Genomic DNA, 13,570 nt, shown 5'->3' with positions numbered 1-13,570 from the left:
TCGGTCAGCAGGGACTGGTCGGAACGGTCCGGTCGTGACGAATCAGTCGGGCGGTCGGTGCGGACACGCGGTACCTGTGGACCGGACAGGCCTCAGAAGCGTTCCGGAACGGTACAACTGTCGCCTCGACGCGCAACCGCTCGGCCGATACTATCTACGTGTTATCGGTACTCAGCGGGACGGTCTGTTCCCCGTCGGCCGCTGCCGCCGCCTCGCGAACGGCCTCGATGATGCGGAGCGTCCACGTCCCTTCGGTGACCGGGACCGCCATCGGCTCGCCGCGCTGAATCGCCCTGACTTCCTCGCCGAACTGGTAGCTGTGTGAGTCCAGGTTCCGGACCGAGTCCCAGTCGTCGTCGACGGTCCGGCGACCGACGGCGACGAGGTTCTCGACTGTCCCCTGGACACGGCCGAGGATGTGGTCGACGTTGGCCAGCGCGCGGGTCTTCGGCGAGGCCTGATAGTCGCGGTCCAGCACCGTCACCGACTGGGAGACGACGTCTATCTCGATGCTCCCGCGGTCGCCGTGGACCTGGATGACCTTGTGGGGGACGTCGCTGGCCAGTACCGTCCCGCTACAGAGGACGCCGTCGTCGGTGGTGTACTGGAACTGGACGCTATCGTAAGCGAACTCCTGGGTGTACTCGTTCGCGAGCGAGGTGTTCGCCTGGATCGAGTCGGTGCTTTCGGGGTACCCGCCGAGGTTCAGGACCATGTATATCGGGTGGGGTAACCCCTCCTCGAACTCGCCGCCGGGGAGTTCGAACGCCCACGCCCCCCGACGGACGTCGTCGGGGAAGGTCTCGCCGGCGTACAGCAGGTCGACGGAACGTAGCCGCCCGATGGTGCCATCCTCGATGAGCCCGCGGGCCTTCCGCATGGCCGGCGAGAAGTTGTGGTTGTGGACCACCGAGACAGTGGCGTCGTGCTCTTCGACGAGCCGTTCCAGTTCCTCGGCCTCCGCGACGGTCTCGGTGACTGGTTTCTCTATCAGGACGGGGATGCCGTCCTCCATGGCCATCCGGGCCAGTTCGAGGTGTGTTCCGACCGGCGTACAGAGGTGTATCCAGTCCAGCGACTCCCGTGCCAACATCCCCTCGAAATCGGCGTAGGCGTTGATGTCGTACTCGGTGGCTTTCTCCCTGGCTCGTGATTCGTCCAGGTCGCAGATGGCGACAAGCTCGGTGTCGGGACACTGCGTGAGCCCCGAGAGGTGGTAATCGGACACCACGCCGCCGCCGACGACCGCGGTTTCCAGTGTCATCGTCCCATCTCCCCGCGTGTGAATATATTGTTATACCCGTGATGTCAGGGGGTAGCTGATTGCTACCGAGAGACCGAGGAAATTCGTCACGACGAGAATATTGGAATAATGATAAATGCACTCTGTAAGAGTTCCACTGGCACGAAAGATAGATATAACAATACTCGAACAGATTCACGAATCGGCCGAGCATGGCCGCCAACTGTTTTCAGACGAACTGTTGTAGTCTCGTCCCGGTATCGACGATACCGGAGGGGCGAGTACCGATACACAGCTACAACAACCTGTATCACGAGGTGTGGGCGTGACCTACGACGGTGCGACGGTCGCGGTGGTCGTTCCGGCGTACAACGAATCCGGTCTGGTCGGGGGCGTCATCGAGACGGTCCCCGACTACGTCGACCGCGTGTACGTGGTCGAGGACGGTTCGACCGACGACACGTGGGACGAGATACGGGTGACCGCCCGGCGTATCAACGCCGAGGCCACGTCGGAGGGTGCGTTCGACCGCCGCGTCGTCCCCATCCGCCACGAGGAAAACCGGGGCGTCGGCGGCGCCATCAAGACCGGCTATCTCGCCGCCCGCGACGACCGAATCGACGTCACAGCGGTGATGGGCGGTGACGCACAGATGCGGCCGGAGCTGCTCGCTGGCGTCATCGACCCCATCGTGGCCGACGAGGCAGACTACGTCAAGGGGAATCGGTTACTGAACGCCGACCATCGGGAGGGGATGCCCCGCTTTCGCTACGTCGGCAACCGCATCCTGACGTGGCTCACCAGAATCGCCAGCGGCTACTGGACCATCGGCGACCCGCAGAACGGTTACACCGCGATCTCCCTGCACGCGCTGGAGACGGCCGGTATCGAAGAGATGTACGAGTACTACGGCTACTGTAACGACCTGCTCGTCAGGTGTAACGTCGCGGGCCTGCGGGTGATGGATATCCCTCGCCCGGCGAACTACGGCGAGGAGGAGAGCCACATCGACTACCGCTCCTACGTCCCGAAGGTCTCGGTGATGCTGTTCCGGGGGTTCCTCCGGCGGCTCTGGCGCAAACACGTCCGGGCGGACCCCCACCCGATGGTCGGGCTCTACGCCGCCAGCGCCGCGGGTGCGCTGTATGCCGCCCGCCGAGCGGTTCGCAGCGAGGGGACGAGCGGACTGGGACGGGCTGCGGTGGTGCTCCTCACTGCCGGGCTGTGTCTCGTCGCCGCCCTGGCGCTCGACCGGAGCCACGACGCCGCGCTCGACCGGCGCCGTGAGGCGCTCCAGCGGCCGGAGCCGACCGAGTCGGAGTCGACGCCCGCCACCCCAGTCGAACAGGACTAGAGAGACCGCCGACCGACGGGCCGACGCTGGGACTACAGGAGTTCCCTATCCGCGCTGTCGGGGGCACACGCTGGCTATAACAATGACTGGGCCGCCGTTTGTCCGGATGTGACCCCTGATTGGACACGGCGACAGTATGTCTCGCGGCTCGGTGGGGTAGCCCTTCTCGGTGCCCTCGCCGGGTGTCCCGGCACCGACGGGCCCGACATGGATACGCCCTCCCCTGTCGGGACCCCCACGACCGACGGTACCCAGGCCGACCGGGACCGTCCAGAACCCGAGGCGTACGAGACAGTCGTCGACATCACCGAAGCCGGCGCCGACGCCGACGGTGAGGAGTCCATCGTCTCGACGCTCGAGGACATCGACACCTCGAACACGCTCGTCCGGTTCCCGAAGGGGACCTACTTCATGGACGACACCTGGGGCCCAAAGGGGGCAGAGCGTCTCGGGCTGTACGGGCCCGAGGCGACCATCACGACCGTCGAGGAGTTTACGGGGCCGCTGTTCAGTCTCGGCACCGACGGGGCGGTCGCCGACCTCTTCGTCGGCGGGTTCACCTTCGACCTGACGCCCGAAGACACCGGACCGCGCCCTATCAACGGCCGCGTCACCGACCGGATGCGTATCGATAACGTCACCGTCCGCGGGGAGATGGACATAGACCAGGACGGGATGCGCTTCGACGTCGTCGAGAAAGACGGCCACGGCGTCGTCTGGAACCTCCGCATGCCCGACGGCGGTGACCCGGAGTACAAGAACACCGGCTGTTACGTCGGTGAGAGCCACGTCGGTGAGCTCCGCTTTCAGAACTGCCGCTTCGACGGATTCCCCGACAACGGACTCTATGCCTCCCCAGCGAAGGGCCGGGTCAACGTCGTCGGTGGCCAGTATCGCAACAGCGGCGTCGCCAATATCCGGGTCAGCGGGCCCTCGACCGTTCGCGGGGTGGTCGTCCGCTGTGACGAAGCCCGCGACGGTGTCGAGAACATGCGTGGCATCCGTCTCAGAGGCGGCAGCGACGTCGTCGTCGAGAACAGCCGGCTCGTCTTCGACACCGTGACCTCGAGCGACGGGGCGATAACCTGTGCCGAATGGCTCGAGGCCGCGACCATCCGGAACACCCACATCACCGTAAACGCCGACGACGTCCCCGCAATCTGGGCCAAACCGCCCAGCGGCAACCGGTCGAACGTGCGAGACCACCCAATTCAGATCCAGTCGGTTCGCATCGACGGGTCGGCAAGCAGCGGCGCGGCGGTCCGCATCTCCGAGCGCAGCGACACCCTGCTCTCGGACCTCTGTATCTGTCAGCACGGGGACGGACGCGACGGCATCGCTGTCTCCGGAGCCGACGGAACCACCGTCCGGGGGTCTGCTATCACCGTCTCGGGCCAGCCCCTCGCGACCGGCGAGCGCTCAGTCAGGCGAGACAACCTCTCGCTCGAGTCCACGGCGAGCAGTTCCTCGTCGTGTTCCTGTCCGAAGAACCGCTAGCGGTCCTCGGAGATGTAGCCCAGGTGAGCGAGTCGTTCGGCGACGTCTTCGCCCGCACCAGCGGCGCCGTCCATCTCCTCGTACGGCGGATACGTCTCGACCGGTGTCGGCGAGACCACCGGGAGCGGCTGTCCGTCTAGCCGCTCCGGACGGGCTACTCCAAAGGTCGAAAGAACCGTGGGCGCGACGTCGAACAGATGCGCATCGGCCAGCGACGCCGCGGCGTCGACTTGCGGTCCGTTGATGGCTACCAGACCGTCGCGCTTGTGGTTCCAGGGCTCCCGCGGCGTCCCGAAGTGCTCGCCCAGCAGGGAGCCGTTGAGGAAGTTCTCGAAGGCCCGCGGGACGACTACGATATCGGGTGCTTCCTCCGTGTACGGGCCCTCGAAGACGGCTTCCCGAGGTGCGACGCGCTCGAACACCGGACGGCCGTCCGGGTCAGTGAGTTCACGGAGCCGCGCTACGAGCCGGTCGCGGACGGCGTCGTACTCGGCGGCCGGGACCACGCCCTCGGGCTCCCGACCAGCGAGATTGAGGCGGACGCCCAGCTCGATACGGTCGCGTATATAGGCTTCGGAGGCGGGGAAATCGACCTGTTCGGTCCCGGCGCGAACAGCGTCGGTGGGGGCCAGTTTCGCCACCGGTTCGGCCAGTCCCAGCGGTTCGAGGACGCGTTCGATACGCTGGCTGGTCAGGCCAAGCCGCGCAAGCAACGCGACGCCGCGCTCGGCCAGTCCGGGGTCGGGCGTCCCGCCGGGCTCGCCCTGCTGGAGGCGCTTTCGGGCGATGGCGTCCCAGGACGGCATCCCCTCGCCCTCGGCGGTCGTCGCGACGTGGCCCCACTCGCGCAGTATCTCGTTGAGCCGCACCTCGTAGCCGTCGTACTCCCCGATGCCGTGGTCGCTAACGACGACGACGGTGTCCGGGTCGGCCGCGGACAGCGCCGTTTCGACGGCGTCGTCGACCGCACCGAACACGCACTCGACGGCCTCCCGGTCCTCGGGGCGTCGGTGAAAGACGGTGTCGGTCTGCTGGAACTCCAGAAAGCCGAAGTCGGGGTCGAACCGTTCGACCAGGTACGCGAAGGCGTCCCCGCGTGAACGGGCGTGGTCTCGAATCACCGGTAACGCCGCCTTTCCGGGCGTGTCCATCGGGCCGTAGACGCTGTACTCGCCCGTCGCGTCCCGAACGTCTTCTAGTATCCCGGCCGGATGGCCCGGCGGGTCTGCCGGCGAGATGTAACCCGGGATTATCGCCCCGTCGATGGCCCGCGCCGGCGCTGTGACGGGGACGTTCACGACGACACTGCCGTGGCCGCGCTGGTCCAGCAGCTCCCAGAGCGCGTGGGCGTGGACGTCTGTCGCGTCGACGACGTCGTGGTCGTAGCCGTCGAACGTGAGAAAGCCGTACACCCCGTGTTTCCCCGGATTGACGCCGGTGTACAGCGACGGCCAGGCGCTCGGCGTCCACGGCGGGAGCTGTGAGGTGAGCGGTCCCGTCGCGCTGCGGTCGACCAGTGACTCGATGGTCGGCACGACACCGCTGTCGCTGACCGAATCGAGTACGGGTAACGACACCCCGTCGAGTCCGAGTAACAGAGTCCGCATCGGTTTGACCGCCGAGGCGAGAATGATTTGTAATTTAACACTTACCTGGCTCAGACGCGGTAAACACTAGGCCCAGAGAGACAGTATGGTATAATTACACTTTATTCGCGTTCCCGCGACGTGATTAAATTTTCACACTGCTGTGCTAGAGAAAGATGGGCTGGTACGTATCACGTACGTAGCTGGGTATCAGCTTCTCACAACCAGGCACACCTTACTGACAAGGTGGCCAGAACCCCTTTTCTGGTAGGCATATCCTGACCGGTATGGCAGGCAACCCTGGCAACGGGACAAACGAGAAAGCACAGTCTACCAGTCGACGAACGTTCATGCGTCTCGTCGGCGCCGGCGCGGCGGCCACAGCAGTCGGTACAGCCTCGACAGGCGGTGCTGTCGGAACCGAGAACACCGTCGACCTCGGGACGGAAGGGCTTGGTAACGGCGACCTAATCGACCCCTACCTCGAGGAATACTTCACCGACGGCAACGAGGTGCGGATTCCGGCCGGGGAGTACGACTACACCGGCGATGGACTGGGCGGGGAGAAAGGCAACTGTGCGCTCGTCGGGTCGGCCGACGGCGTCACGTTCAATCGTCCGGAGGACCCGGAAGTCGAGGTCCGGCCGACCATCATGGCCACCGACGGGACGGTCCGAATCGAGAACATCACTATCCGCGGCAAACGCGGCGAGGCCCAGTCCCGCTGGCGTGTCGGCGCCGAGGAGGGCGCGACGATGGAGGTCTTCAACGTGAACGTCCCTGACGGCACCATCGACGGGTCTGACTCGACGGGGCTGTACGCCGGGACGGACCACGCCGGGACCCTCCACTGCAAGGCCTGTTACTTCGAACAGCTGGGTAACGTCGCGATGTACGTCTCGGACGCCTACACTGGCGGAGACGGCAAAGTCGTCGTCGAGGACTGCGTCTTCCGAAACAGCAACTCCTCGATGGTCCGCTTTGCGCCGACCGACAGCGTCGTCCGGGGCTGTTACTTCGAGGGGACCGAAGAACCGCCGTCGGACCACACCGGCGGCACCACGCTCCGGGGTATCAAGGTCGACGACGCCGGTACCGGCGCGCTCATCGAAGACTGTGACTTCTACTTCACGCGCGGGGCCAACCCAATCCGACTCCACTACCGCGGGGAGGGCGGGTCGGGTACCATCCGGAACGTCCGCATCTACAACGACGGCGACAGCGACGCTATCCAGGAGGACTGGGAGACCGACGGCAACTGGAGCGGGGAGGACATCCACCTCACCGGTAGCGGGAACCTCGACGTCCCGGACCACTTCGAGACTGTCACCGGCGACAGCGCAGCGGCACCGAACACCGATTACAGCGTCTGGACCCCGGTCGATGGCGAGTCCAGCGGCGGCAGTGAGACCGACGCCGCGCCGGTCGGGGAGTCGGATTCCGAGCCCGCCGAACTCCGCATCCAGGCGAGTCCGGACAACCCCGACACCAACTGTGACGTGACCTTTACCGCGACGGGTGAGATAGAGTACGGCGACGAGGCGGAGCCTGACACCGACCGTATCGTCGAGAACGACGACGGGAGCTACACGGCGACCAGCGTCGAGATGAACCCCGACGCGCTCGACTCGTATCTGGTCTCGGGGACCATCACGGCCTTCTCGGTCACCGAGGGGTACGAGGTCAGCGTGACCCGAGACGGCGAGCCGGTGACTATCGATGAACTCGTCGACGACCAGGACCGTGGAGACGGTGACGACACCGGCCCCGAGTCCCTCCCGAACCGCATCGAGGTCGACGGCACCGGTGACGCCGAGGAGAGCGCCTACTACGACTTCTCGGTCACCGGGGACCTCACACTCGACGAGGGGCGGACTGTCGTCGGGAACGGCGAGACGCTGTGGTTGACCGGCGATATCAGCGAGGGGACGGTAAGCGGCCACGTCCGCAACGGCGTGGACGCGTTCTTCTACAGCGGTCAGCTGGAGCGTATCGAAATCGACGGTGACGCCGACGTTAACGTCTACCACGGGTGACCATGTTCTCGAAAACAGAGTGGGACCAGGTCCCCGAAGACCCCGACCCACACGAGAACCTCGGCTACGAGTTAGAGGAGCTGACTGTCATCCGGTCCGAGACCAACGACCAGTACGTCTTCCTGCCGGCCGAAGAGTCACACCTGCTGGAGGAGGCGTTCATCGTCGCTGCGGAGGACGCGCTCGCCGATCTGGAACAGTAGGAAATCGATAACTAACCCCGCGACCCGCCTCCTGTCAGGCAACCCGCCCCAGCGTCGGGCCTCCGATGACTTACCGTGAGTATATGCGCGGCGACGAGGTGACTCTCGGCGTCGCTCCGACCGGCTATCGCTACTCGACTGACGTGAACGACGCCCTCCCGGTCGAGCCCGAATCAGTCGCGACACACGTCTACGAGTCGATGGCGCTGGGGGCCACTGTTGCACACCTCCACGGCCGTGACGCCGAGGGCAACCCCGACCCGACCCGCCTGCCCGCCTTCGGTCGGGCGGTCCGGGAGCTGTGTGGGGACGACGTCTTGCTCGAGTACGTCGCCCGACCGGACGCACCGCTGGGCGATTTCCTCGACGCGCTCGACGGGGACCTGGTCCCCGACCTCGCCACTGTCCGGCTGGGTCCCACACAGACGGGGTATCGGACGGTGTCGGAGACGAGCCGCCGGGACACGGAGCAGTTCGTCGCCGCGCTGACCGAACGGGGCATCACCCCGAACGTGCTCGTGACAGGTGGCGCCGACTGCCACGAACTCGCCCGGCTGTGCGAGCAGTCGCTCCTCCCCGACCCGCCCGTGGTGACGGTTCTGCTGGGCGCGCCTAGCGGGGCTGTCGGGACGCCGCTGTCCCTGCTTTCGCTCCTCGACGCCGTCCCCGACGGGGCACACGTCTTCGCCCGCGCGACCGGGCCCAACCAGTACCCGCTGACGACCCTCGCCTTCTTCATGGGCGCCCATCCCGTGGTCGGCATGGCAGATAACCTCTTTTTCGACCGTGAGACGCCGGTCGAGCGCAACGCGCAGCTCGTGCGGACGGTCGCCCAGCTGGCACAGCGGTCGCTGCGGTCGCTCGCCGATATCGAGGACGCGAGCCGTCGCCTGACCATCCCCCCGGCCGTCGCCGAGGGGAACGACGTCGAAGCGTAACGGTCACGGGACCGTCGGACGGTGGTAACGGCCGCGAAACCGCCGAAGGCGGTGTATACCTTTCCTTACGGGCGTCGCGCTCCGGATACGATGGACGCAGTGATACTCGCGGCCGGACAGGGGACTCGACTCCGCCCACTCACCGACGACAAGCCAAAGGGGATGGTCGAAGTGGACGGCAAACCGATACTGACCCATTGTTTCGACCAGCTCATCGAACTCGGTGCAGAGGAGCTGTACGTCGTCGTGGGCTATAAGAAACAGAACATCATCAACTACTACGAGGACGAGTACCAGGGCGTCCCGATAACGTACACGCACCAGCGCGAACAGAACGGGCTGGCCCACGCCCTGCTGACGGTCGAGGAACACATCGACGACGACTTCATGCTGATGCTGGGGGACAACATCTTCCAGGCGAACCTCAGCGACGTGGTCAACCGCCAGCAAGAGCAGCGGGCCGACGCCGCCTTCCTCGTCGAGGAAGTTCCCTGGGACGAAGCCTCACGGTACGGCGTCTGTGACACGAACAAGTACGGTGAGATAACGGAGGTCATCGAGAAACCGGAGGACCCGCCGTCGAACCTCGTGATGACCGGCTTCTACACGTTTACGCCGGCTATCTTCCACGCCTGCCAGCTCGTCCAGCCCTCCAACCGGGGCGAGTACGAGATAAGCGACGCCATCGACCTGCTCTTACACTCCGGGCGCACCATCGACGCCATCCGGATGGACGGCTGGCGCAACGACATCGGGTACCCCGAGGACCGCGACGAGGCCGAACAGCGCCTCCAGAGTGAGACCGAAGAGGCCCAGACCGAGGAGGCCCAATCCGACGAGGCTGCGGTCGAGGACGTCGCGTCCGTCCCGTCCTCCGAGTAACGGCGTCGCTTTTCTCGCCGTCTATTTCGCGACAGTCAGCGTGTGGCTGGCTCCCAGCTACGCAGCGGTGGCGTCTTCCGTGACCACGCGGTCCGCGACCGACCGCATCGTCTCGACCGTGAGGTCGGTGTCGGCCCGCACGCTGTCGATGTGGGCACAGATAGCCCGGAACCGCGCGATGTCGGCCTCCGTTGTGAGGTTGTTTGGGTGGAGCCAGAGGTGACAGATACCCTTGCCCGCGGCCGCGGCGTCGACGCCGAGCCTGGCCTGTTTGACGACCGGGTCCCCCACCGTCGCTGAGAGCACCCGCCGGGCGGGGCCTTCGAACCCGAACAGGTACAGCGACGCGGGGATGTTCACCAGCCCGTACTCGTCAACGGTCGGTTCGACGAGCGGCGGCGGGTCCCGAACGACCGTCGCCTGGGCGAGCTTGCGAAGCGGCGCCGAGTAGGGGCCGTCGGCGGTCGTCTCCGGCCCGGTCCCGCGGTAGCAGCGAAAGCCAGACTCGGCCAGTATCTCCCGGTGGCCGATACGGTTGCGGGGGAAGACAAACGAGTCCATCGTGACGCCTGCAGCCTCGGCTGCTTCGACGGCTCGGTCACACTCCGCGCGCGCGAGGGCCTCGGTGGCGTAGTCGGCGTCGAATTCGACGTGCGAGTAGGTGTGAGAGCCGATGTCGTGGCCGACGTCGCTCTCGGCGAGGTCTCCGAGTAAGTCCGGGGCGAAGCGGTACTGGTCGTCCATCGGGTCGTCGCCGCGCTCGTGGGCGAACCAGCCCGACGGCGAGGGATGGCCGACGTGGGCGCCGGCACAGTCGTGTTCGAAGAGATGGCCCACCACCGCCCAGGTGGCCGGGATATCGTACTCCGAGAGCGTCTCGGCCAGTCGCTCCCACCCCCACCGCGAGCGCGCGATGCGTTCGGTCGGCCGTTCGTCGGCCGGGTAGTCGTGGAACCCCCAGCCCAGCTCCGCGTCGATAGAGATGACGACTGCTCCCATTTGTTCCCGAGTGACCCCGCCCCGTCTAAGTTATACCGCGCGATGATGTCGGCCCGGAACGGGTAGTACATTGCTACGCCTGCGCGCTCCAGTCGCGCACGTCACAGGAACAGTATAACAAAGCAGTGAACTGTCGGAAATCCCGGACTGAGTTCAGATGACCGGTACGAACCATAGCCAGAACGGGCCAGTGACGGAGAACGCGCCACGCCGGGAGACCTACCAATGAGTAAGTGCCAGCTCGGTGACGGCTGTCGCATCGCGGAGTCGGCGGATATCCTCCCGCCGGAGGGGGGCCAGTCGCCGGCGAGAATCGGGTCGGACTCCATCGTCCGCGCGGGGTCGGTACTCTACCCGGACGTCGTCACGGGCAACCGGTTCCAGACCGGTCACCACGCCGTCGTCAGGGAGCAGACCACCGTGGGTCACGACTGCGTCGTCGGCTCACAGGTCGTCGTCGACGGGCAGAGCGACCTCGGTGACGAGGTGAGTCTCCAGACCGGCGCCTACGTGCCCGCCGAGACGACTCTCGGTGACAGGGTGTTCCTCGGGCCGCGGGCCGTCCTGACGAACGACCCCTACCCGCTCCGACAGGGGGTCGACCTCGCGGGACCGACCCTCGAAGCCGACGTCACCGTCGGCGCGAACGCCACCGTGTTGCCCGGCGTCACCGTCGGCGAGCGCTCGTTCGTCGCCGCGGGGGCCGTCGTCACCGAGGACGTCCCGCCGTCGACGCTCGCGGTCGGCACGCCGGCGAAACACCGGCCCCTGCCGGAACCGCTCGCGGCCGGCAACGTGCATCGATGAGCGAACTCTCGTCGCGCGCACCGCTGCCCGGACAGGGGCCCACGACCCGGTGACGATGCGGGCCCACTTCGAGGTCGGCCATCCGGCCCACGTCCACCTCTTCAAGCACGCTATCCGTGAACTGGAGAGGGCGGGCCATCGAACCCTCGTTACCGCCCGCGAGAAGGAGGTAACGACGGCGCTGCTTGACGCATACGACATTGACTACGAGGTCCTCTCGACGCAGGCCGAGACGACCCCGGAGCTCCTGCTCGAGTGGGCGCTCCGGGAACTGCGGCTCATCCGGTCCATCCGGCGGTTCGGCTCGGACGTCGTCGTGAGTCATCTCAACCCGGTCGCGGCCCAGGCCGCCAGGGTCACGGGGACGCCGAACGTGACCTTCACCGACGACGAAGTCGCGACCCGTTCGCTCTCGAAGTTCACTATCCCCTTCACCTCACGGGTCTGTACGCCGGCCTGTTTCGAGATGGACTTCGGGACGAAACACCGCCGCTACGACGGCTATCACGAGCTCGCGTACCTCCACCCCGACCGGTTCGAGCCCGACCCCGAACCGCTCCGTACACACGGTGTCGCCGTCGAGGAGCCCTACTACGTGCTCCGCTTTGTCTCGTGGGCGGCCCACCACGACGTTGGCGAGACCGGCATCTCCAGGGCCGGCAAGCGCGAGCTCGTCGACTACCTCTCCGACCGGGGCCAGGTATACATCACCAGCGAGTCCCCACTGCCCCGGGGCTTCGAGGCCCATCGGCTCCCGGTGCCGCCCGAACGCATCCACGACCTGCTGTACTACGCCGACGGCTACATCGGAGACTCACAGACGATGGCTATCGAGGCGGGCGTGCTGGGGACGCCCGCCATCCGGACGAACTCCTTCGTCGGGAACAAGGACCTCTCGACGTTCCGTGAGCTGGAATCCCATGGGCTCGTCTACAACCTCAACGAGGAACGGGCGGCCATCGAGAAGCTGAAGACACTCGTTGAGGACACCGACACCGCCGCCACGTGGAACCGCCGTCGGTCCCAGCTGCTCGCCGAGCGCGAGGACGTGACCGACGTGGTCGTCGAAGAGACGCTCGGAGCGGCCGCATGAGCGGCGACTGGGTGCCCGACGGCCACGACTTCGCCCTCTGTCTCACCCACGACGTCGACCGGCCCTACAAGACCTACCAGTCGCTGTTCTACGCGCTGACCCGCCGTGACCCGAGCCACTTGCTCGACCTCGCGCCCGGCCGGCGGCCCTACTGGACCTTTCCGGAGCTCCTGGCATTCGAGCGGAAACACGGTGTCAGGTCGGCCTTTTACCTCCTCGACGAGCAGTCGCTGTTCCGCGACCGCCCGCCACGTGAGTGGCTGACGGCCGAGGGCTGGCAGCTGTACGCCGGCCGCTACGACATCGAGGACGACCCGATTCGCGGCCTGCTCGGGACGTTGCGGCGGGGCGGCTGGGAGGTCGGGTTACACGGCTCCTATGAGGCCGTCGACGACCGAGCGATGCTGCGCGAGGAGAAACGCCGGCTTGAAGCGGTACTCGGCGAGCCGGTCCGAGGCGGGCGCCAGCACTACCTCCGGCTGGAACGGCCCGCGACCTGGGAGCACTACCGGGCTATCGGGCTCGACTACGACACCACCCTCGGGAGCCCCGACGAGTACGGTTTCGCCCACGGCTACCAGCCGTTCCGCCCCTTCGACGACGAGTTCGTCGTTTTCCCTCTGACGGTGATGGAGGGCGCCCTGCCGGACCCCGGCGAGGATTTTGACCGGGCCTGGGCCGCTCTCGAGTCGCTGCTCGCGGAGGCCGCCGCGAACGAGGCCGTGATGACGGCACTCTGGCACCCGCGTCACTTCAGCCGCGACCATCCCGGCTACGGGCGCCTCTATCGCCGACTCGTCACGACCGCACTGGCGCGGGACGCCTGGGTCGGGCCCCCCGGCGAGCTGTACTCGCTGTGTGCGCCGACGGCGGTCACCGCGGACGACTGAGCGACCTACTGGGACCCCACGCAGCATAAGCTCCAGATACTC

General features: G+C 66.4%; 12 protein-coding genes. 9 read left to right on the top strand and 3 right to left on the bottom strand.

Features of this window, described 5'->3' with window-relative positions; translation table 11 throughout:
• Positions 1 to 154 precede the first annotated feature (154 nt).
• Complete coding sequence (locus tag P1K32_RS00995; RefSeq protein WP_276250871.1) at positions 155 to 1,264, bottom strand: Gfo/Idh/MocA family protein; 1,110 nt, start codon at positions 1,262 to 1,264, stop codon at positions 155 to 157.
• A 304-nt stretch (positions 1,265 to 1,568) separates the two neighbouring features.
• Between P1K32_RS00995 and P1K32_RS00990 the strand changes: the two genes are divergently transcribed.
• Together P1K32_RS00990 and P1K32_RS00985 are read left to right on the top strand one after the other, a co-directional pair.
• Positions 1,569 to 2,597 (top strand): glycosyltransferase family 2 protein, encoded by a 1,029-nt coding sequence (locus tag P1K32_RS00990; protein WP_419181054.1) that lies wholly within the window; start codon positions 1,569 to 1,571, stop codon positions 2,595 to 2,597.
• A gap of 207 nt (positions 2,598 to 2,804) precedes the next feature.
• Entirely contained in the window at positions 2,805 to 4,094 is a 1,290-nt protein-coding gene (locus tag P1K32_RS00985; protein ID WP_276250869.1) for a hypothetical protein, read from the top strand.
• On the opposite strand, the gene P1K32_RS00980 is transcribed toward P1K32_RS00985, so the two are convergent.
• Complete coding sequence (locus tag P1K32_RS00980) at positions 4,091 to 5,701, bottom strand: alkaline phosphatase family protein (protein ID WP_276250868.1); 1,611 nt, start codon at positions 5,699 to 5,701, stop codon at positions 4,091 to 4,093. The genes P1K32_RS00985 and P1K32_RS00980 overlap by 4 nt on opposite strands.
• A gap of 266 nt (positions 5,702 to 5,967) precedes the next feature.
• Between P1K32_RS00980 and P1K32_RS00975 the strand changes: the two genes are divergently transcribed.
• The 4 genes from P1K32_RS00975 (at position 5,968) to aglF (ending at position 9,739) form a co-directional block, all read left to right on the top strand.
• Positions 5,968 to 7,716, top strand: a complete 1,749-nt coding sequence (locus tag P1K32_RS00975; RefSeq protein ID WP_276250867.1) for a hypothetical protein — start codon at positions 5,968 to 5,970, stop codon at positions 7,714 to 7,716.
• 2 nt (positions 7,717 to 7,718) lie between these two features.
• Positions 7,719 to 7,919 (top strand): hypothetical protein, encoded by a 201-nt coding sequence (locus tag P1K32_RS00970; RefSeq protein ID WP_276250866.1) that lies wholly within the window; start codon positions 7,719 to 7,721, stop codon positions 7,917 to 7,919.
• Between the two features lie 65 nt (positions 7,920 to 7,984).
• Complete coding sequence (locus P1K32_RS00965; RefSeq protein WP_276250865.1) at positions 7,985 to 8,857, top strand: 3-keto-5-aminohexanoate cleavage protein; 873 nt, start codon at positions 7,985 to 7,987, stop codon at positions 8,855 to 8,857.
• Between the two features lie 90 nt (positions 8,858 to 8,947).
• A complete protein-coding gene (gene aglF / locus P1K32_RS00960; RefSeq protein ID WP_276250864.1) occupies positions 8,948 to 9,739 on the top strand; it encodes a UTP--glucose-1-phosphate uridylyltransferase AglF in 792 nt (263 codons plus the stop codon).
• Between the two features lie 57 nt (positions 9,740 to 9,796).
• Here the strand turns inward: aglF and P1K32_RS00955 are convergent, their stop codons facing one another.
• Positions 9,797 to 10,738, bottom strand: a complete 942-nt coding sequence (locus P1K32_RS00955; RefSeq protein ID WP_276250863.1) for a polysaccharide deacetylase family protein — start codon at positions 10,736 to 10,738, stop codon at positions 9,797 to 9,799.
• 225 nt (positions 10,739 to 10,963) lie between these two features.
• Between P1K32_RS00955 and P1K32_RS00950 the strand changes: the two genes are divergently transcribed.
• From P1K32_RS00950 to P1K32_RS00940, 3 genes are read left to right on the top strand one after another with little or no spacing between them, the layout of a single operon-like run.
• Positions 10,964 to 11,545: an acyltransferase gene (locus P1K32_RS00950; RefSeq protein ID WP_276250862.1), complete on the top strand. Its 582-nt coding sequence runs from the start codon at positions 10,964 to 10,966 to the stop codon at positions 11,543 to 11,545.
• 55 nt (positions 11,546 to 11,600) lie between these two features.
• Positions 11,601 to 12,638, top strand: a complete 1,038-nt coding sequence (locus tag P1K32_RS00945; RefSeq protein ID WP_276250861.1) for a DUF354 domain-containing protein — start codon at positions 11,601 to 11,603, stop codon at positions 12,636 to 12,638.
• The gene (locus P1K32_RS00940; RefSeq protein ID WP_276250860.1) at positions 12,635 to 13,528 is read left to right on the top strand and encodes a polysaccharide deacetylase family protein; all 894 of its coding nucleotides are present in this window, start codon (positions 12,635 to 12,637) and stop codon (positions 13,526 to 13,528) included. The genes P1K32_RS00945 and P1K32_RS00940 overlap by 4 nt, the downstream gene beginning before the upstream one ends.
• Positions 13,529 to 13,570: the final 42 nt, after the last annotated feature.

Origin of the sequence: Haloarcula rara, assembly GCF_029338235.1 — an archaeon.
Classification (GTDB): domain Archaea; phylum Halobacteriota; class Halobacteria; order Halobacteriales; family Haloarculaceae; genus Haloarcula; species Haloarcula rara.
This window is presented reverse-complemented; position numbering and strand designations above follow the sequence as displayed.